The sequence below is a fragment of the Streptomyces sp. NPDC051218 genome (genome assembly GCF_044455475.1).
Lineage (GTDB): Bacteria > Actinomycetota > Actinomycetes > Streptomycetales > Streptomycetaceae > Streptomyces.
In genome coordinates, this window is the sequence record NZ_JBITEU010000024.1 from 1 (window position 1) to 20432 (window position 20432).

Genomic DNA, 20432 nt, shown 5'->3' on the forward strand with positions numbered 1-20432 from the left:
GAACCCACCCGGGCCTTCACCGACCTGGGCTTCGACTCGCTCACCGCGGTCGAACTGCGCAACCGGCTCAACACCGGGACCGGCCTGCGCCTGCCTGCGACCCTCGTCTTCGACTACCCCAACCCCGTCGCGCTCGCCGGGCACCTCCGTGCCCGCCTCATGGGCGACAGCGAGCACCTCGTGGACCTGCCGCCTGTCCGCACGGCGGCGACGGCGACGGCGTCCGACGAGCCCATCGCGATCGTCGGGATGGCCTGCCGGTTCCCCGGCGATGTGAACGACCCCGATCAGTTCTGGCACTTGATCTCCACCGGGGCGGACGGGATCTCCGACTTCCCCCAGGACCGGGGCTGGGACGCGGAGGGACTCTACGACCCCGACCCGGATCACGTCGGAACCGCGTACACACGGTCCGGCGGATTCATGGCGGACGCCGACGGCTTCGACGCGGCGTTCTTCGGGATCAGCCCGCGCGAGGCCCTCGCCATGGACCCGCAGCAACGGCAGTTGCTCGAGGTGTCGTGGGAGGCCGTCGAGCGGACCGGAATCGACCCCGCATCGCTGCGCGGCAGCCAGACCGGTGTCTTCGTCGGCGGGTTCGCATCGGCCTACGGCTTCGGCGGCGCGGGCACGGGAGGCGAAGGCGTCGAAGGACACCTGACGACAGGCTTCGCCACGAGTGTGATGTCGGGCCGGGTGTCGTACGCCCTGGGCCTCGAGGGCCCGGCGGTGACGGTCGACACCGCGTGCTCCTCGTCCCTGGTGGCGCTGCACCTGGCCGCCCAGGCGCTGCGCTCCGGTGAGTGCTCCATGGCGCTGGCCGGAGGTGCCACGGTCATCGCGACCCCTGACGGGATCGTGGGCTTCAGCCAGCAGCGCGGCCTGGCCGAGGACGGACACTGCAAGGCGTTCTCGGCGGACGCGGACGGCATGGGCTTCGCCGAGGGCGCGGGCATGGTGGTCGTGGAGCGCCTGTCGGACGCGCTGCGCAACGGCCACGAGGTGCTTGCGGTGGTACGCGGCAGCGCGATCAACCAGGACGGCGCGTCGAACGGCCTGACCGCCCCCAACGGCCCGTCGCAGCAGCGGGTCATTCGGGCAGCCCTGGCCAACGCCCGCCTGACGGCAGCCGATGTGGACGTGGTGGAGGCGCACGGCACGGGCACGCGGTTGGGCGACCCGATCGAGGCGCAGGCGCTGCTTGCCACGTATGGACAGGAGCGTTCGGACGGGCGGCCGTTGTGGCTGGGTTCGGTGAAGTCGAACATCGGTCACACGCAGGCGGCGGCCGGTGTCGCGGGTGTGATCAAGATGGTCCTCGCGATGCGGCACGAGGTGCTGCCGCGCACCCTGCACGTCGACGAGCCCTCGCCGCACGTGGACTGGACGGAAGGCGAGGTCCGGCTCCTTGGCGAACCGGTGCCGTGGCGGTCCGGGGACCGGGTGCGCCGTGCCGGTGTGTCGTCGTTCGGAATCAGCGGCACCAATGTCCACCTGCTCCTTGAGGAAGCCCCTGCCCCGCAGCCCGCCACAGCCGCCGAGTCGGCTGACACGGCTACTGAACCCGACGGTGATGCTGCCGGTGGATCCGCTGTGGTGGAGCTCGGTGGGGTCGGCGCGTGGTTGGTGTCGGGCCGGTCGGCGGAGGGTCTGACGGCTCAGGCGGACCGTCTGCGTGAATGGGTGGGCGTGCGGCCGGAGTTGGCGCCGGTGGACGTGGCGTGGTCCCTTGCGGCGACGCGGTCGGTGTTCGAGCACCGTGCTGTGGTGGTCGGCGGTGAGCGTGCCGGGTTGGTGGCGGGTCTGGAGAGCCTGGCGGGTGGTGTGCCTGCGGGTTCGGTGGTGTCGGGCGTGGCCAGGCCGGGTGTGCGGGCGGTGTTCGCTTTCGCGGGTCAGGGTTCTCAGTGGGTGGGCATGGGTCGGGAGTTGGCCTCGTGCAGTCCGGTGTTCGCGGAGCGTCTTGCTGAGTGTGAGCGGGCGTTGTCGCCGTTCGTGGAGTGGTCGCTGAGTGATGTGTTGTCGGGCGCTGAGGGTGCGCCCGAGATGGTGGCGGCGGATGTGGTGCAGCCGGTGTTGTGGGCGGTGATGGTGTCGCTGGCTGCGGTGTGGGAGGCGGCTGGTGTCAGCCCCGACGCGGTGGTGGGTCATTCGCAGGGTGAGATCGCGGCGGCGACGGTGGCGGGGATGTTGTCGCTGGAGGACGGCGCTCGTGTCGTGGCGCTGCGTTCGCAATCACTGAAGGTGCTTGCGGGTGCGGGCGGGATGCTCTCGGTGAGCCAGTCTGCTGCGGCGGTCGAAGAGCGCATCGTGCGTTGGGGCGAGCGCCTGTCGCTGGCGGCGGTCAACGGGCCCGCGGTGGTCGTGGTTTCGGGCGAGCCGGAGGCGCTTGAGGAGCTCAAGGCCGAGTTGGAAGCGGACGGCGTACGGGCGCGCATGGTCGCGGTGGATTACGCCTCGCACTCCGCCCAGGTGGAGCGCCTTGAGCAGGAGATTCTCTCTGTACTGGCTGAGGTCGCCCCGCGTAAGGGCCGGGTGCCGATGGTGTCGGCGATGACGGGCGAGACGCTCTCCGGTGAGGAGTTGGATGCCGCGTACTGGTACGGGAGCCTGCGTGCCACGGTGCACTACGACCGGGCGGTGCGGACCCTGGCCGGAATGGGTCACCAGGTCTTCATCGAGGTCACGCCGCATCCGGTGCTGTTGGGCGCGATGAACGACACGCTCGACGAGGTCGCGCAGGAGGCGGGTCCCGGCGCGGTGCCCGCCGCGGTGTGCGGGACGCTGCGGCGTGACGACGGTGGCGCCGACCGTCTGATCGCCTCGTTCGCGGAGGCGTTCGTGCAGGGTGTGGCGGTGGCCTGGGCGAAGGTGTTGCCGTCTGCGGAGCGGGTGGAGTTGCCGACGTACGCCTTCCAGCATGAGAGGTTTTGGCCGCGTGCGTCCGGCCCGGCGACCGGCCAGGACGCGGTGTCGCTGGGTCTGGGTGCGGTGGATCACCCGCTTCTGGGCGCGGTGGTGGAGCTGGCCGGTGGTGCGGGTCTTCTTTGCACGGGGCGTCTTTCGGTGCGTACGCATCCGTGGCTGGCCGATCACATGGTGGGCGGCGTGATGCTGCTCCCTGGTACCGGTTTCGTGGAGATGGTGGTGCGTGCCGGGGATCAGGTGGGTTGTGGCGCGCTGGAGGAACTGACGTTGCAGGCGCCGCTGGTGGTGCCCGCCGATGGTGGCGTACAAGTGCAGGTGGTGGTGGCTGATGCCGATGCCGAGGGGCGTCGGACGGTGGAGGTGTTCTCCCGTCCCGACGGCACCCAGGAAGCATGGGTCCAGCACGCCAGCGGAACGGTCAGTCCGGCCGGTGCCTCCGCTCGGACGGAGGACGATCTCGTCGTCTGGCCGCCGCGTGATGCCACTGCTGTGGACATCAGCGGGATGTACGACGAGCTGGCAGGGGCGTACGGCTATGGTCCGGCGTTCCAGGGGCTGCGTGCGGTGTGGCGCCGTGGCGAGGACGTCTTCGCCGAGGTGGCGCTGCCCGAGGAAGTGGCTCAGGACGCCGGTGCGTTTGGGCTGCACCCGGCACTGCTCGACGCGGTGCTGCATGCCAGCGGCCTTGTCGGCGAGGTCGATGAGGGTGGAGCGGGCCAGGTGCGGTTGCCCTTCGCGTGGACCGGCGTGGAGTTGCATGCCGGTGGCGCGTCGGTGTTGCGGGCGCGGCTGCGGCGTGACAGTCAGGGCAGTCTGAATGTGACGGCTGCGGACGCCACGGGTGCTCCGGTGGTGTCGGTCGCATCGCTGATCACGCGGCCGGTGGCGGCGGACCAGCTCCGGCCCGCCGAGGTCGGGGTGTCCGACTCGCTGTTCACTGTGGAGTGGAGTCCGGTCCCTGAAGCAGCCGTACCGGCGGGGGAGTGGGCGCTCGTGGGCGCCGATAGCTTCGAGGTGGCCGATGCTCTCCGCAGGTGCGGGGTGTCGGTGCGTTCCTTCGCTGACCTCGCGGAGGTGGCCGCTGCCGTCGAGGCAGGCGAGGCTGCCCCGAAGGCCGTGCTGGCCTGCGTGAGCGGCGAGGGCATCGATGTGGCGGCCTCCGCCCGGCGGGCGACCGGTGCGGCTCTGACCCTGGTCCAGGAGTGGCTGGGCGAAGATCGACTGGAATCCGCCCAGTTGATGGTGGTGAGCCGTGGTGGCGTGGCCGCCTCTGTCGGTGAAGGCGTCATGGACTTGGCGGCGGCTTCGGTCTGGGGTCTGCTGCGTTCGGCGCAGTCGGAGAACCCCGGCCGACTCGTCCTCGTAGACCTGCCCGCCACAGGCGCGGCCGAGGCAGCTCATGTACTGCCGTCCGTGGTGGACAGCGGCGAACCGGAGCTGGCCATCCGGGGCGGGGTCGCGTACGGGCGGCGGCTGATCCGTCCATCCCGTGCGCTGATAGCAGTTGAACGGCCCGCACGTCCTCAGGGCGCGCGCTCGGCTCTGGTGACCGGTGGCACGGGAACGCTCGGCGGGCTCGTGGCCCGGCACCTGGTGGTCACCGGGCGGGCCGACGGAGTGGTGCTGACCAGTCGTACGGGTCCGGCGGCTGCCGAAGTGGCCGCGCTGGCCGCGGAGTTGGCCGGTCGTGGCGCCGCGGTCGACGTGGTCGCCTGTGACGCGGCGGACCGGAACGCCCTTGCCACGCTGATCAAGAGGATCCCGGCCGGGCGTCCGCTCAGGACCGTCATCCATGCCGCAGGCGTCCTCGACGACGGCACGATCACCTCGCTGACCCCGGAGCGGGTGGCGAAGGTGATGCGGCCCAAGGCCGACGCCGCATGGCATCTGCACGAGCTCACGCGGGACGGGGGCCTGGAGTCTGACCTTGACCTGGACCTGGAGCACTTCGTCCTGTTCTCGTCGGCGGCGGCGACGTTCGGCGTACCGGGCCAGGGCAACTATGTGGCGGCCAACGCGTTTCTCGACGCGCTGGCGGCCGACCGGCGCGCCGCCGGGCTCCCCGGAACGTCACTCGCCTGGGGCCTCTGGGCCGAGGAAAGTGCCCTGACCGGGCAGCTCTCCGACGCCGACCGGGCCAGGATGAGCCGGAGCGGCGCCACCGCCCTGAGCGCGGCCGAGGGTCTGGCCCTCCTTGACCTGGCGCTCGCCCGGGACGAGGCGGTGCTGGTCCCGGCCCGCCTGGACCTGGCGGGACTGCGGGCGCAGACCGCCCGCAACGAGGAGGTCCCGCCGCTGTGGCGGGCGCTGGCCGGCGGACCGGTCCGCCGGTCGGCCGCCTCCGGCGGTGCGGGCGCGGACTCGCTGCGACAGCAACTCGCGGCGCTGTCCGCCGACGACGGCCACCAGATGCTCCTGAACCTGGTGCGCGCACACGTCGCCGCGGTCCTCGGCCATGCGTCGGCCGACGACGTCGAGCCGGGCCGGGCCTTCACCGACCTGGGCTTCAACTCGCTCACCGCCGTCCAGCTGCGCAACCGGGTCGGCACGGCCACGGGTCTGCGGCTGCCCGCCACCCTCGTGTTCGACTACCCCAACCCGACCGCGCTGACCGTGCACCTTCGCGGCCTGCTCGGCGGTGAGCCGGGCGTCGGCGCGGGCGTGGGCGTTCCGGCCCCGGTCGGGGCCGCAGCCCATGACGAGCCCATCGCGATCGTGGGGATGAGCTGCCGGTTCCCCGGCGGTGTGACAGGACCCGAGGACCTCTGGCGGATGCTCGCCGACGGGCAGGACGCGATCTCCGGGTTCCCGGACGACCGCGGCTGGGACCTGGAGGCCCTGTACGACGCGGACGCCGCTCACACGGGGACCTCGTACACGCAGGCGGGCGGGTTCGTCGCGGAGGCCGCCGGGTTCGATGCCGGGTTCTTCGGGATCAGCCCCCGCGAGGCCATGGCCATGGACCCGCAGCAGAGGCTGCTCCTCGAGCTCACCTGGGAGGCCGTCGAGCGGGCGGGGATCGACCTCACATCGCTGCGCGGCAGCCAGACCGGCGCGTTCGTGGGCGGCTACGCATCCGGGTACGAGATGAGCGTGCTCGCGCAGGGCGGTTCCGAGGTCGAGGGGCACCTGATGACCGGGGTCGCGACCAGCATCCTGTCCGGCCGCCTCGCGTACACGTACGGCCTGGAGGGGCCTGCGATGACGGTCGACACGGCATGCTCGTCGGCGCTCGTGGCGCTGCACCTCGCCGCGCAGGCACTGCGGTCGGGTGAGTGCTCGATGGCGCTGGCGGGCGGCGTGACGATCATGGCCACTCCCGGGACGTTCATCGAGTTCTCCCGGCAGCGCGGTCTCGCGCCGGACGGACGGTGCAAGGCGTTCGCCGCCGCCGCGGACGGCACCGGCTTCGCCGAGGGCGCCGGCGTGCTCGTTGTGGAGCGCCTTTCCGACGCGCGGCGCAAGGGACACAAGGTCCTCGCGGTGCTGCGCGGCAGCGCGATCAACCAGGACGGTGCCTCGAACGGCATGACGGCGCCGAACGGCCCGTCGCAACAGCGGGTGATCCGGGCCGCGTTGGCGAACGCCGGAGTCCGCGCCGATCAGGTCGACGCCGTCGAGGCGCACGGTACGGGTACGACGCTCGGCGACCCGATCGAGGCGCAGGCGCTCCTCGCGACGTACGGCCAGGACCGTCCCGACGACCGGCCGGTGTGGCTCGGCTCGGTGAAGTCCAACATCGGGCACACCCAGGCGGCGGCCGGTATCGCAGGCGTGATCAAGATGGTCCTCGCCCTGCAGCACGGTCAGTTGCCGACGACGTTGCACGTGGACGAGCCATCGCCGCACGTGAACTGGGCGGACGGCGACGTGCGGCTCCTCACCGAGCCGGTGCCGTGGTCGGCAGGCGACCGACCGCGCCTCGCGGGAGTGTCCTCGTTCGGAATCAGCGGCACCAACGCACACGTCATCCTGGAAGAGGCCCCCGAACCGGCCGCGAACGCCCCAGCCGCGGAGCCGTCGGCCCCGCCGTCGGTGCTGCCGTGGGTGCTGTCCGCGCGGACCACGGAAGCACTCAAGGGCCAGGCCGGACGGTTGCGGGACCTCCTCGTCGACCGCCCGGACGTGGATCCCGTGGACGTCGGCTTCTCGCTGGCCACGACGCGTACGGCCTTCAGCCAGCGGGCGGTGGTGCTCGGCGAGGACCGTGACCGCCTGCTCGCCGGGCTCGCCCTGGTCGCCGCGGGTGTGCAGACCAAGGACGTACTTGCAGGGACCGCGGCGGCCGACCAGAAGGCGGTGTTCGTCTACCCGGGCAGCGACTCCGGATGGCTCGGCTCCGCCGCCGGGCTGCTCGACCAGGCGCCTGTCTTCGCGGCCCGGATGGCCGAGTGCGAACAGGCTCTGGCGCCGTACGTGGACTGGAAGTTGACCGAGGTGGTGCGCGAGGGCCCCGACGGCCCGGCACTCGACTCGCCCGGCGTCCGCCAGCCCGTCCTGTGGGCGGTGATGGTGTCGCTCACCGAGCTGTGGCGCGTGGCGGGCGTGCACCCCGCCGCGGTCGCCGGGCACGCCGTGGGTGAGATCGCGGCGGCGCAGGTGGCCGGGATGCTCTCGCTCGCCGACGCGGCGAAGGCCGCGGCGCTGACCACCCGGACGGAGCCGGGCTGCCCGGAGGAACTGGCCGCGATCCGTCCGCAGCAGGGGACGGTGCCGGTGTTCTCCGGCCGCGACCTGGCCTGGGCCGATGGCTCGGACATGGACGCCGACTACTGGTGTCGCCCCCCGCGGGACACCGCGCCGCTGCCGGAGCTTGCCAAGGCCCTGATCGAAGGCGGGTTCGGCGCGTGCGTCGAGATCAGTCCCGACCCGGTGCTCACCGTCGGAATCAGGCGGGCCCTGGACGACGAGGACCTGCACAAGAGCGCCGGAGTCACGATCACCGCGACGCTGCGTCACGGGGAGGCCGGACTGCGGTCGTTCGTGGCGGGCCTCGCCGCCGTCCACGTCAATGGAACCGCGGTCGACTGGACCGCGGTCCTTCGCGGCGGGCACCAAGTCGACCTGCCCACCTACGCGTTCCAGCGGCAGCGGTACTGGCCGGCGGCACCGCCAAGGACCCCGGAGCCTGAGCCGATCGTGGCAGGCGCGGCATCCCCGGGCGAGCAACAGTTCTGGGCCGCGCTCGAGGGCGGGGACATGGCCGCTCTGGCCGGTGTCCTCGGCATGACCGAGCCGTTGCGCGATGACATGCCGCTGGGCACGGTCCTCGCGCGGCTCACCACGTGGCGACAGGAGGACCGCGACCTCGCGCGGCTCGGCGGCCTGCCGGGCGACGGCGGCGTGGAGGGCGGAACCGACGGCGACGCCGACTCGACGGCCGGGACCGCGGGGTGGATACGGCAACTGGCCGGTCTCTCCGAGCCCGAGCAGCAGGAGTTGATGCTCGAACTGGTCCGCCAGGAGATCGCCGGGACGCTCGACTACCCGTCCGTCGACTCGGTCTCACCCGTCGGCGACGTCTTCGAGATGGGCATGACGTCCATGTCCGCCGTTCAACTGCGGGAAAGAATTATCGAGCAGACTGGCCTTAAACTGCCCGAGGGTTTCGTTTACGACCTCTATTTCCCGGAGGCGATCGCAGGCTTCCTCCTGAGTGAGCTGAGCGAGTCGAGCGTGCCGAGCGGGCTTACCGGCGAGCTTCAGGAAGCGGAGGACGCTGCCGGGGATGCCTGAGGGCAGGACGTAATTCCGCCTTCATGACTGGTAGGTCCGATTCAGCATCTCAGGCCGCGGCGCAGGGAAAGCGACCGTCCGACTCCGATGATGGGTGAACAAGTGCCGAACGAAGAATCGTGGAGCGTCGTCTCCGTTCCCACGTCGAACTCTCTTATTCTCGGTGTCGATTTTCCTGCGGCCGGGCGCCGCGAGGCGGGGTTCGCGGACCTGGTGGCCAAGATGGGGCCCGCCTGGTCCGGACACGGGTTCATGCAGACCACGCTGCCCGTCGTGCGTGTCTCCGAGCGCCCCGCAGGTGACTTCTACACCGAACACTGGATGCGGGGCGAGGACTGGGAGAAGTACGAGGTGGTGGCCGTGCTCGGCTACTGCCTCGGCGGTGTCTACGCCGCGGAGATCGCGGAGCGCATCGCCGAGCGGCAGGGCCCCGAACCCGCGGTCATCCTCTTCGACGGGCAGGTCACCGACATCCAGCTGCTCGCCGCGGAAATCAACAAGATGATCGCCCTTGCCGGACCCGTCTTCTCCGAGGAGGAAGCGGAACAGTCCCGTAAAAGCGCCGCGGAGATCGTCGGGACCCCGTCGATCAGACTCGTGGACGCCGCCATCGAGATAGTCGAGCTGTATCGGGACATGGCGTCCACCGCTTTCCGGCGCATCGGTCTCTCCGATGCCCGGAGGGACGAGGTCGTCCAGCTTTTCGAGTCGTATATGTCCTGGCTTTCCGCAGCCGTTGAATTGGACCCGAGCAGGACCTGGAAGCGCGCTCTCGCCATTACATCGGCGGATTACGCCGCCTTGGAGAAGGACGGAGCGGCGACGGCGGTGAACGCCACCAAAATGCTCGGACGGAGAATATCGCTCGACACCAGCCATGCCGACCTGCTGCGTGACGACGCCACTGTCCGCACGCTCATCGACCACGTCGAGTTCTGAGCGCCATGAACACCATGAACACCACGAACAAGGAAAAGGCCCTCTGGCTGATGGATGAGCTGGTCCCGGACACCGGGATCAACAACCTGGGCCTCGCTCTCCACGTGGGCGGCCGACTGCGGCCCGACGTGCTGCGCGCCGCCCTGGCCATCGTGCTCGGCCGGTACGAGACGCTGCGCACGGTCTTCCACGCGACCGGTGCGGAACTAGTCAAGAAGGTCGTCCCCGCGGCTGAGTTCGCGGCGGAGATCGAGCCGCTCGACCTCACCGGCGACACGCTGGAGAAGGACCTGACCGCGTTCGTCGACCGCCCCTTCAAGCTCGACGGCCGCCCCCTGGTCAGAGTCGGGTTCGCCACCGGACCCGACGGCGACATCCTCTGCCTCGGCGTGCACCACCTGGCGTTCGACATGGTGTCCGCGGCTCTCTTCCTCCAGGCGTTCATCCCGGTCTACGACGCGATCGCGGCCGGTGGGCCCGTGCCGCCGCAGGCCACGACGGAGGTCCCTGCCTTCGCCGAACCCGAGCGGCGGCCCGCCGACGTCACGTACTGGCGCGAGACGCTGCGGGGCGTCACGCCGGACGGCCTCGACCTCTGGTGCTGCGGGCCGCGCGGACGCCAGCCGATGATGACGGGGGAGAACGCGCGCCACACGCTCTCGCCCGAGGCGCAGCACGCCGTCGTGCAACTGCAGCGCGCGGCCAGGGCACCCGTCGGCGCGGTGATGCTGGCCGCCTACACCGCTCTCCTCGCCTCTCACGGCGCGGGCCCCGACCTCGTCGTCGGCTCCCCGGTCGATGTCCGCGGGGCCAACTCATCCGCCATCGGATACCACGTCAACGTGGTCCCGATCCGGGTCCGCGTGGACCTGGCCGACGGCTTCCGTGCGCTCGCCCGCCAGGCCAGGGACGCGTTCCTCGGCGCGATGGCGCACGCGGGCACCTCCGTGGACGAACTGGCGGGGGAAATACCCGAGATCGGCTCGACCTGGCAGTCCGCGCTCTACCGGCACCTGTTCAACTTCCTGCCCGACGCGACCGTGGACGAGCTTTCGATCGACGGCATGACGGCCCGGTTGCTGACGGTCGAGAACCCCTACAGCAAGTTCGACCTCGAACTCGTCGGTACGTCATCAAAGGCAGAGGTCCTTTTCCGGTACTCCACCGAGACCCTGGCCCGCGCCGACGTCGAGGCGATGCTGCGCCGGTTCGAAGCGCTCCTGATCGAGGCCGCCCACGACCCGGACCGGCCGCTCGGCGAGACAGCGGGGTGGAGCGGCCCCGACCGCGAGGCCGTCGACCGGGCCAACAACACGGCGGCCCCCATCGAACTCCCCACGGTGCAGGCCGCGTTCAGGTCCTGGGCGGCGAGCACACCGGACGCCCCGGCCGTGGTCGACGGCGAACACACCGTCACCTACCGGCAGGTGGACGAGGACGCGGCCGCGATCGGCGCACTGCTGACCGGCGCCGGTGTCGGTCTAGGCGACGTGGTCGCCGTCGCCGTGTCCCAGCGCGAAGCGGCCGCTGCCGCCCTCGGCGTCTGGCGGGCGGGCGCCGTCTGCCTGCCGCTCGACGCCGGGCACGCCCCTTCCTGGCTCGCACGGCAACTCACGTACTCCCGGGCGAAAGCCGTCCTCACCGGGGCCGGCGTACGGCTGCTCGCCGATGTGGAACCGCAGCTGCCCGCCGACACGGAACCGCCGCGCGTGCTGCCCCTGGACACTGCCCCGGCGCCCGGCACCGGCACGCCGGACCACACCGGCGAACCGACGGCACCCGCCTGCCTGTTCCACACCTGCGGGGACGACGGGCAGCCGGTCGCCACCGTCCTGAGCCACGCGGGCCTCGCCGACACGGTCGGCCACTTCGCCACCGAACTCGCCGTGGAGCCCGGCACCGGAGTGCTGACGCTCGCCGCGCCCGCCACGTTCGGCTCGTACTTCGACCTCTGCCTCGCGCTGAGCGCGGGCGGCCGGGTCGTGATCGCACCCGAGGAAGCCCGGACCGGCGGACCCGCCCTCCGTGCGACGGCCGACCGCCACGACACGACCGTCGTCACCCTCCCGCCGGGCACTTCGGGCCGCATCCTGGAGGACGTCGCGGACCGGCCGCACGGGCTTACCGTCCTCGTCCAGGGCGAGGGGATGTCCCGCGCGACCGCCCGGCGGCTCCTCGCGTCCGGCTGCCGACTGCACTGCGCGTACGGCACCTTGGAGACCACCGGCGGCGCCCTGTCGGGCCGGGCCGACGCCGACGGCACCGTGAACCAGGGACGGCCGATCACCAACACCCGGGCCTTCGTTGCCGCCCCCGACGGGCGTGAACTGCCCGTGGGCCTGCGTGGGGAGCTCTGCCTCGCCGGGACCGGGCTCGCCCTGACAGGCCGCGACGACCCCGCGTTCCCGATCCGCGAACGGTACGGTCGCCACTACCCCACCGGGCAGCTGGCCCGCCGAAGGACCGACGGAGCCATCGAGTGGCTCGGCCGCATCGACCGCCGGATCGCCCTCCGTGACGGCCCCGTCAACCTCGGCGACGTCGAGACAGACCTGCTCGACCACCCCGGGGTGACCGCGGCGGCGGCCCTGGCCGTGACGCCGACGGACGACGAACAGCCCACCGTCGTCGCCTTCGCCGAGACCACCATCGAAACCGCCGCCACCCCTTGGCAGGTCGTCCACATGGACGCGCTGCCCAGGCGCCCCGACGGCCGTATCGACCGGGACGCCCTCGCGCCGCTCGCGGAGAAGGCACTCGACCTGAGGAGCGACGACCAGGACCCGGCGGCGGACGACGCACTCGTCGGCCAACTGGTCGAGATGTGGCGGCAGCTCCTGGGCAGAGAGGCGACGGCCCGGACGAACTTCTTCGAAGCGGGCGGCCACTCGCTGCTCGCCGCCGTACTGGCACAGAACATCGAAGAACTCACCGGCACGTTCCTCGAACTCACCGAGGTGTTCGAGCATCCGACCCCCGAGGCTCTCGCCGCGAGGGTGCGCGCGTGACAAGCGCCGCTCACGAACCCGTCAGGAAACGGCTCACGAAACAGCAGGGAAGAATCTATGAGCACTGCTTTTGAGGAGCACCGCCTCGCCGTAGTCGGCGCCGGTGTGATGGGCACGAACATCTCGACACTCGCCATGGGCCACGGCATCCCCGTCGTCCTGGTGGACGTCGACGACAGCGTCCTGGAGAAGGCGCGGCTGACCATCAAACAGAAGACGCGGCACGCCCAGCTCATGGGCGTGCTGCCCGCGGACCGCCCGCAGGGCACGCTGACCACCAGCGTGTCCCTGGACGACATCGCGGGCGCCACCACCGTCATCGAGGCCGTCACCGAGGTCGCCGAGGTCAAGGAGAAGGTCCTTCCCGCGATCTCCAGGACCGTCGACCCCGGCACCTCCCTGATCTCCAACACCTCCTGCATCCCGATCGACGAGATGGCCTCCTGGGTCGCACGCCCCGAGGACCTCGTGGGCGTGCACTTCATGAACCCCTCGTACATGATCAAGATGGTCGAGGTCATCCGCGGCCCGCGCACCGACCCCGCCATCCTGGAGGACGTCACCGAGCTGCTCACCACCCTCGGCCGCGAGGCCCTCGTCATCGAGGACTCGGCCGGGTTCGTGATCAACCGGCTCCTTCACCCGCTGATCAACACCGCGGCCATGCTCGTCCAGGAGGGCGTCGCCTCCGTGGAGGTCGTCGACGGCCTGCTCGAGGGCTGCCTCGGGCACTCGACAGGACCGCTGCGCACCGGCGACCTCATCGGCCTGGAAAACCTCGTTGACTCGCTCAATGTGCTCTACGAGCGCCGAGGCGACGAAAGCTGCCGCCCCTGTGACCTCCTGCTCGAGAAGGTGCGGGACGGGCACCTCGGCCGGAAGACCGGACGAGGCTTCTACGACTACGGAAAGGTCGCGTCATGAGCGTCCAACAGGAACCCTTCACCGCCGAGGGCCTCGAGAAGGAAATCCTCGACTTCCTGATCGAGCGCATCAAGACAACTGTCGAAGTCGACCAGGACCTCTTCGCGTCCGGCGTCGTCTCCTCCATGTTCGCGATGCAGCTCGTCGTCCACCTCGAAGAGGCGTACGACATCGCCATCGTCGGCGGAGACCTGAAGCTCGACAACTTCCGCACCGTCCAGACGATGTCCGGCCTGGTGCTGCGGCTCAGGGACACGGCGGAGACGGCCGGGAATGCCTGAGCAGCCGGCCGACGAGTTCGCCCTCATCGGCGAGCTCGTCGGCGACCGGGCGGGCGCCTGGGACATCGCGGGCGAACTGCCCACCGACCTGCTGCGCACACTCGGCTCCCGCGGCGCGCTCTGCGCGCAGGTCCCGGAGACCTACGGCGGGCTCGGCCTGAGCAGCCAGGCCAACGGCGAGCTCACCGCGTACGTGGGCGGCCTGTGCAGCTCCCTGCGGTCCATCATGACCTCACAGGGCATCGTGGCCTGGACCGTCCAGCGGTTCGGCGACCGGACCCAACGACGCGAACTGCTCGCCGAGTTGACCGGTGGAAAGCTCACGGCGGTCGGCTTCAGCGAACCGGGCGCGGGCAGCGACCTGGCGGCCATGCGGACCCGGATCGAGCCCGACGGGGACGGCTTCGTCCTCAACGGCGAGAAGAAGTGGGTCACCGGCACCCGCTACGCGGACTTCGTCCTGATCGTGGGCCGCAACGGCGACGGCGCCGCCGCGGCCGTGGTCCCCGTGGACACGCCCGGCGTGCACATCGACCTCGTACCCCACCCGATGGGCTGCCGCGCCGCCGGACACGCGAACATCCGCCTCGACCACGTCCGCATCCCCGCCGAGCTCGTGCTCGGCGGCGGCGGACAACCCCTGTCGATGCTGTTCACCACGGCGCTCTCCTACGGGCGCATGTCGATCGCCTGGGGCTGCGTCGGCATCCTCCGCGCCTGCCTGAACGCCGCGAGCGGCCACGCCAAGCGGCGGGAGCAGGGCGGAGTGGCGCTCGCCGAACACCAGCTCGTCCGCAGGCACCTGGCCGAGATGCTCATCGCCGAGCAGGTCTCCCTGCGGGCCTGCGAACACGCGAGCCGGTGCTGGGACTCGGCCGCACCCGACATGGGCCCGATGGCGGTACTCGCCAAGCACGTCAGCGCGGGGCACGCCGCCCAAAGTGCGGCCACCGCAGTCCAGTTGCTCGGCTCTGCGGGAGCCGAGGACGGACACCTGGCGGCCCGCGCGTTCCGGGACGCGAAGCTCATGGAGCTCATCGAAGGCAGCAACGAGATCTGCCAGCTGATCCTGGCGGACCACGCCCTGTCGATTTCCGACGAACACCCGACACACGGCGTGACCCATAGCGCGACACCTGATGCGACACATGACGCGACACCTGATACGCGACACATGACGATGGCGAAGCCGGTAGGAGGAGGACCCCGTGGCTGACAAGCCAACCCTCGTGAAGTGCCTGGTCTGGGACCTGGACAACACCGTCTGGGACGGCACGCTCCTGGAAGATCCGAACGTGGATCTGTTCCCCGGCATACGCGAAGCCATCATCGAGCTCGACGGCAGGGGAATCCTGCACTCGGTCGCCAGCAAGAACGACCACGACCTCGCCTGGCAACACCTCGAAAAGCTGGGCATGGCCGAGTACTTCGTGCATCCCCGGATCAGCTGGGGGCGCAAGTCCCAGGCGATCGAGGAGATAGCCGAGCGGCTCAACTTCGCGCAGACCGCCGTCGCCTTCATCGACGACCTGCCCACCGAGCGCGCCGAGGTGAACTTCCACGCGCCCGACATCCGCTGCTACGCGGCCGACCAGGCGACCTCCCTCGCCGGACTGCCCGAGTTCAGCCCCGAGGTCGTCACCGTCGACGCCCGGCGCCGCCGCGAGATGTACCAGGCCAGCTTCCGCCGGGACACCGAGAAGGAGACCTACGACGGCCCTGACGAGGACTTCCTGCGCACCCTCGATCTCGTCATGGAGATCAAGCGGGCCGACGACGAGGACCTCTCCCGCGTCGAGGAACTGACCCTGCGCACCAGCCAGATGAACGCGACCGGAGTCCACTACTCCGACGCCGATCTGCGCGCCCTGCTCGCCGACCCGGACCACGAGGTCCTCACCGTCACCCTCACCGACCGGTTCGGGCCGCATGGCGCGGTGGGCGTGCTCCTCCTGGAGCGCCACCCCGACCTCTGGCACCTGAAGCTCCTCGCGACCTCCTGCCGCGTGGTGTCCTTCGGAGCCGGTGCGGTCATCCTCAACTGGCTCATCGATCAGGCGGCGCGGGCAGGCGCGCACCTCGTCGCCGACTTCCGGGCGACCGACCGCAACCGCATGATGGACATCGCCTACCGCTTCGCGGGCTTCACCAACGACTCCTGCGCCTGCCTGACGGTCCTCGGCGAACCCGCGGCGGAGGGCGTCCAGCGTCTGCACCTGCTCGCAGACCCGCGCGACGCCCCGACGACGATGCGGCTCAGCTCGCCCGAACTGGCGGGTGCGGCGGACGAGACGGGCGTCGTCGCGCCCTGACAGGGGCGCGAATTACTCCACTCACTCAACTCCGCAAGACGACCGGGGATGTGGGACCGATGTGGCGCGTCGCTCAACCGACGCGCCCTCCACGGTTGAACACATGGCCTGCCGGGTGGACAAGACCATATCGTGGCCACCGGCGGTGCCAGCGCGCTCTTTTGATCAGTCGATATTTCCTTGGCGGAAGACTTTCGACCAGGTATCGCACTCAACCTCTGGAATGCCGAGGGAATTGTGAACGAGACTCACGGGGAAGCTCTGACGGAATTCACGACAGCCGGTGCCGAGCCACTGGCGATCGTGGGCATGAGCTGCCGGTACCCGGGCGGAGTCCGTTCACCCGAAGACCTGTGGAATCTCCTCGACGACCAGCGGGACGCCCTCTCGGACTTTCCCGAGGACCGGAATTGGAACCGCGAATCGCTGTACAGCGAGGACCCGGAGCGCCCAGGCAGGACATATCTCACCCGTGGCGGATTCATAGAGGACGTCGCCGGTTTTGACGCGGGCTTTTTCGGCATCCCGCCGCGCGAAGCCCTCTCGATGGAACCCCAGCAGCGTCTGCTGCTCGAAGCCTCGTGGGAGGCCCTGGAGCGCGCCGCCATCACCCCGGCCGCGATCCGGGGCACAAGCACCGGCGTGTTCGTGGGCGCCGAGCCGAGGGAGTACGGCCCCAGGCTGTGGGAGGCGCCCGAAAGCGTAAAGGGCTACTTGCTCACCGGCACGACGACCAGCGTCATGTCCGGCCGTATCTCCTACCTCCTCGGACTGCACGGCCCCTCGATCACGGTCGACACCTCCGCATCGAGCTCCCTCGTCGCCATCCACCTCGCCGCACAGGCCCTGCGCCAGGGCGAATGCTCACTGGCCCTCGCGGGCGGCGTCTCCGTGATGGCGACGCCGGGGAACTTCGTCGCCTTCAGCGGGCTGCGGGCGCTCTCGCCCAGCGGCGTGTGCAAGCCCTTCTCGGCCTCGGCCGACGGAACCGTATGGTCGGAAGGCGTCGGACTGATCGTCCTGGAGCGCCTGTCCGACGCCGTGCGCAACGGCCACAGCGTCCTCGCCGTACTGCGCGGCTCCGCGATCAACTCCGACGGCACGAGCGACGGCCTGACCGCCCCCAACGGCCGGGCACAGGAGGCCGTCATCCGCCGGGCCCTGGCCAACGCGGGCCTCACCGCAGCTGATGTGGACGCGGTGGAGGCGCACGGCACGGGCACGCGGTTGGGCGACCCGATCGAGGCGCAGGCGCTCCTCGCCACGTACGGCCAGGAGCGGCCGGATGACCGGCCGTTGTGGCTGGGTTCGGTGAAGTCGCACATCGGTCATGCGCAGGCGGCCGCCGGTGTGGCGGGTGTGATCAAGATGGTGCTCGCACTGCGGCGAGAGCGGTTGCCGCGGACGCTGCACGCGGAGGAGCGCTCGCCGCGTGTGGACTGGTCGTCGGGTGACGTACGGCTGCTGACCGAGCCCGTGCCGTGGCCTACCGACGGGCGGACGCGCCGCGCCGGTGTGTCGGCGTTCGGCATCAGCGGCACCAACGCCCACCTGATCGTGGAGGAAGCCCCCGTCGCCGCCGACGCCCACGCCGACGCCCACGCGTCCGCCGAGCCGGCGCAGGAGCCCCCGGTCGTGGGTTCCGGTGACGTCGGCGCGTGGTTGGTGTCGGGGCGGTCAGCCGAGGGGTTGGCGGCCCAGGCGCAACGCCTGCATGAGTGGGTCAACGCCCGTCCCGAGCTGCAACCGGTGGATGTGGCTTGGTCGTTGGCGGCGACGCGGTCGGTGTTCGAGCACCGTGCTGTGGTGGTCGGCGGTGAGCGTGCCGGGTTGGTGGCGGGTCTGGAGAGCCTGGCGGGTGGTGTGCCTGCGGGTTCGGTGGTGTCGGGCGTGGCCCGTCCGGGTGTGCGGACGGTGTTCGCTTTCGCGGGTCAGGGTTCTCAATGGGTGGGCATGGGTCGGGAGTTGGCTTCGTGCAGTCCGGTGTTCGCGGCGCGGTTGGCGGAGTGTGAGCGGGCGTTGTCGCCGCATGTGCCGTGGTCGCTGAGTAACGTCCTGGCTGGTGCGGAGGGTGCGCCCGAGTTGGTGGCCGCCGATGTGGTGCAGCCGGTGTTGTGGGCGGTGATGGTGTCGCTGGCTGCGGTGTGGGAGGCGGCTGGTGTCAGCCCCGACGCGGTGGTGGGTCATTCGCAGGGTGAGATCGCGGCGGCAACGGTGGCGGGGATGTTGTCGCTGGAGGATGGCGCTCGTGTCGTGGCGCTGCGTTCGCAGTCGCTGAAGGTGCTTGCGGGTGCGGGCGGGATGCTGTCGGTGAGTCTGTCTGCTGCGGCGGTTGAAGAACGCCTGCCGCGTTGGGGCGAGCGCCTGTCGCTGGCAGCGGTCAACGGGCCAGCTGTGGTCGTAGTTTCGGGCGAGCCGGAGGCGCTTGAGGAGCTGAAGGCCGAGTTGGAAGCGGACGGCGTACGGGCGCGCATGGTCGCGGTGGATTACGCCTCGCACTCCGCCCAGGTGGAGCGGCTCGAAGAGGAGATTCTCTCTGTACTGGCTGAGGTCGCCCCGCGTAAGGGCCGGGTGCCGATGGTGTCGGCGATGACCGGCGAGACTCTGTCCGGTGAGGAGTTGGATGCCGAGTACTGGTACGGAAGCCTGCGTGCCACGGTGCATTACGAGCGTGCCGTGCGGACCCTGGCCGGAATGGGGCACCAGGTCTTCATCGAGGTCACGCCGCACCCGGTGCTGTTGGGCGCGATGAACGACACGCTGGAGGAGGTCGCGCAGGACGCGGGGCCGGGCGTCGTGCCCGGGGTGGTCTGCGGGACCTTGCGCCGTGACGAAGGCGGCGCGACGCGGATGATCACTTCGCTCGCCGAGGCGTCCGTCCATGGCGTCGAGGTGGACTGGACGGCCGTGCTCCCGCTGGGCGAGCGGGTGGAGCTGCCGACGTACGCGTTCCGGCACGAGCGGTTCTGGCTCGATAGCGCTGGCAGCTTCGCCAGCGGCGCGCCGTCGGAAGTGACGGAGCTGTCGACGCTGACGCAGCCGCAGGGAGATGCGGCCGTGCTGCCTCCCCTGGACGCCGGTACCGGTGTGCTGCGGCAACTGGCGGGACGGCCGGAGGCCGAGCAGGACCAGATGATCCTGGACCTGATCCAGACGCACTCCGCGGCGGTCCTCGGACACGCCTCACCCCAGTCGATCGACCCCGGGCACACCTTCAAGGAACTCGGCTTCGACTCGGTGACCGGGGTCGAACTGCGCAACCGACTGAGTACCGCGGTCGCCTCGCGGCTGCCCTCCGGCCTGATCTTCGACTACCCGACGCCCGCGGTGCTGTCCGAGTTCCTGCGGGCGGAAGCCGTGGGGGACACGGATGCTACGGGGATGGGGCGGGCCCGGCCCGCGGCAGCCGGAGTGGCAGCCTCCGACGACCCGATCGCGATCGTGGCGATGAGCTGCCGCCTCCCCGGCGGGGTGAGCGCCCCGGAGCAGCTCTGGGACCTGCTGGCCGAGGGCGGGGACGCTATCGCGGAGCTCCCCACCGACCGGGGCTGGGACCTGTCGGAGCTGTACGACCCCGACGCGGAGCGGGCAGGGACCTGCTACACGCGAGAGGGCGGATTCATATCGGGGGCAGGGGAGTTCGACGCCGCGTTCTTCGGTGTCAGCCCGCGCGAGGCCCTGGCCATGGACCCGCAGCAGCGGCTGCTCCTGGAGACCTCCTGGGAGGCATTCGAACGGGCAGGCATCGACCCGAGGCAGCTGCGTGGCTCGGCGACCGGGGTCTTCGTGGGGGCGGCCTCCTCCGGTTACGGCGCCAACGCACCCGAAGATCTCGAAGGCCACCTCCAGTCGGGCATCGCCCCCAGCGTGATCTCGGGCCGGGTCGCCTACACGCTCGGTCTCGAAGGCCCGGCGCTGACCGTTGACACGGCCTGCTCGTCGTCCCTGGTGGCCCTGCACCTGGCGGCCCAGGCACTGCGGTCGGGCGAGTGCTCGCTGGCCCTCGCGGGCGGCGTCACCGTGCACGCCACCCCGTCGTGGCTCGTCTGGTTCAGCCGCCAGCGGGGCCTGGCGGCTGACGGACGCTGCAAGGCGTACTCGGAGCAGGCCAACGGCATGGGCATGGCCGAAGGCGCCGGAGTCGTCGTGCTCGAGCGGTTGTCGGACGCGCGGCGACTGGGGCACGAGGTCCTTGCGGTGGTCTCGGGCAGCGCGGTGAATCAGGACGGTGCCAGTAATGGGCTGACGGCGCCGAATGGTCCCTCCCAGCAGCGGGTGATCCGGTCCGCGTTGGCGGGTGCTGGTCT

8 protein-coding genes are annotated in these 20432 nt (G+C 70.7%); all 8 read left to right on the top strand.

The window, feature by feature from the left end:
• Positions 1-8661 (top strand): SDR family NAD(P)-dependent oxidoreductase (locus ACIBCK_RS38780; protein WP_399398025.1); only part of this gene is annotated, 8661 nt, incomplete at its 5' end.
• Positions 8662-8763: 102 nt separating this feature from the next.
• Positions 8764-9600, top strand: a complete 837-nt coding sequence (locus ACIBCK_RS38785; RefSeq protein ID WP_399398027.1) for a hypothetical protein — start codon at positions 8764-8766, stop codon at positions 9598-9600.
• 14 nt (positions 9601-9614) lie between these two features.
• A complete protein-coding gene (locus ACIBCK_RS38790) occupies positions 9615-12608 on the top strand; it encodes a condensation domain-containing protein (RefSeq protein ID WP_399398029.1) in 2994 nt (997 codons plus the stop codon).
• Positions 12609-12665: 57 nt separating this feature from the next.
• A complete protein-coding gene (locus ACIBCK_RS38795; protein WP_399398031.1) occupies positions 12666-13532 on the top strand; it encodes a 3-hydroxyacyl-CoA dehydrogenase family protein in 867 nt (288 codons plus the stop codon).
• Positions 13529-13813, top strand: coding sequence for an acyl carrier protein (locus ACIBCK_RS38800; RefSeq protein WP_399398033.1), 285 nt, complete (start codon positions 13529-13531; stop codon positions 13811-13813). The genes ACIBCK_RS38795 and ACIBCK_RS38800 overlap by 4 nt, the downstream gene beginning before the upstream one ends.
• Positions 13806-15029 (top strand): acyl-CoA dehydrogenase family protein, encoded by a 1224-nt coding sequence (locus ACIBCK_RS38805; RefSeq protein ID WP_399398035.1) that lies wholly within the window; start codon positions 13806-13808, stop codon positions 15027-15029. The genes ACIBCK_RS38800 and ACIBCK_RS38805 overlap by 8 nt, the downstream gene beginning before the upstream one ends.
• Complete coding sequence (locus tag ACIBCK_RS38810; protein WP_399398037.1) at positions 15022-16125, top strand: HAD-IIIC family phosphatase; 1104 nt, start codon at positions 15022-15024, stop codon at positions 16123-16125. Before ACIBCK_RS38805 ends, ACIBCK_RS38810 begins: the two co-directional genes overlap by 8 nt.
• A gap of 303 nt (positions 16126-16428) precedes the next feature.
• The coding region (locus ACIBCK_RS38815; protein WP_399398039.1) for a beta-ketoacyl synthase N-terminal-like domain-containing protein at positions 16429-20432 on the top strand (4004 nt) is incomplete at its 3' end.

What these genes read in the sequence shown, in the direction of transcription:
- ACIBCK_RS38805 (WP_399398035.1), top strand. Translation starts at nt 13,806, where the DNA reads ATGCCTGAGCAGCCGGCCGACGAGTTCGCCCTCATCGGCGAGCTCGTC.
- ACIBCK_RS38800 (WP_399398033.1), top strand. Translation starts at nt 13,529, where the DNA reads ATGAGCGTCCAACAGGAACCCTTCACCGCCGAGGGCCTCGAGAAGGAA.
- ACIBCK_RS38790 (WP_399398029.1), top strand. Translation starts at nt 9,615, where the DNA reads ATGAACACCACGAACAAGGAAAAGGCCCTCTGGCTGATGGATGAGCTG.
- ACIBCK_RS38795 (WP_399398031.1), top strand. Translation starts at nt 12,666, where the DNA reads ATGAGCACTGCTTTTGAGGAGCACCGCCTCGCCGTAGTCGGCGCCGGT.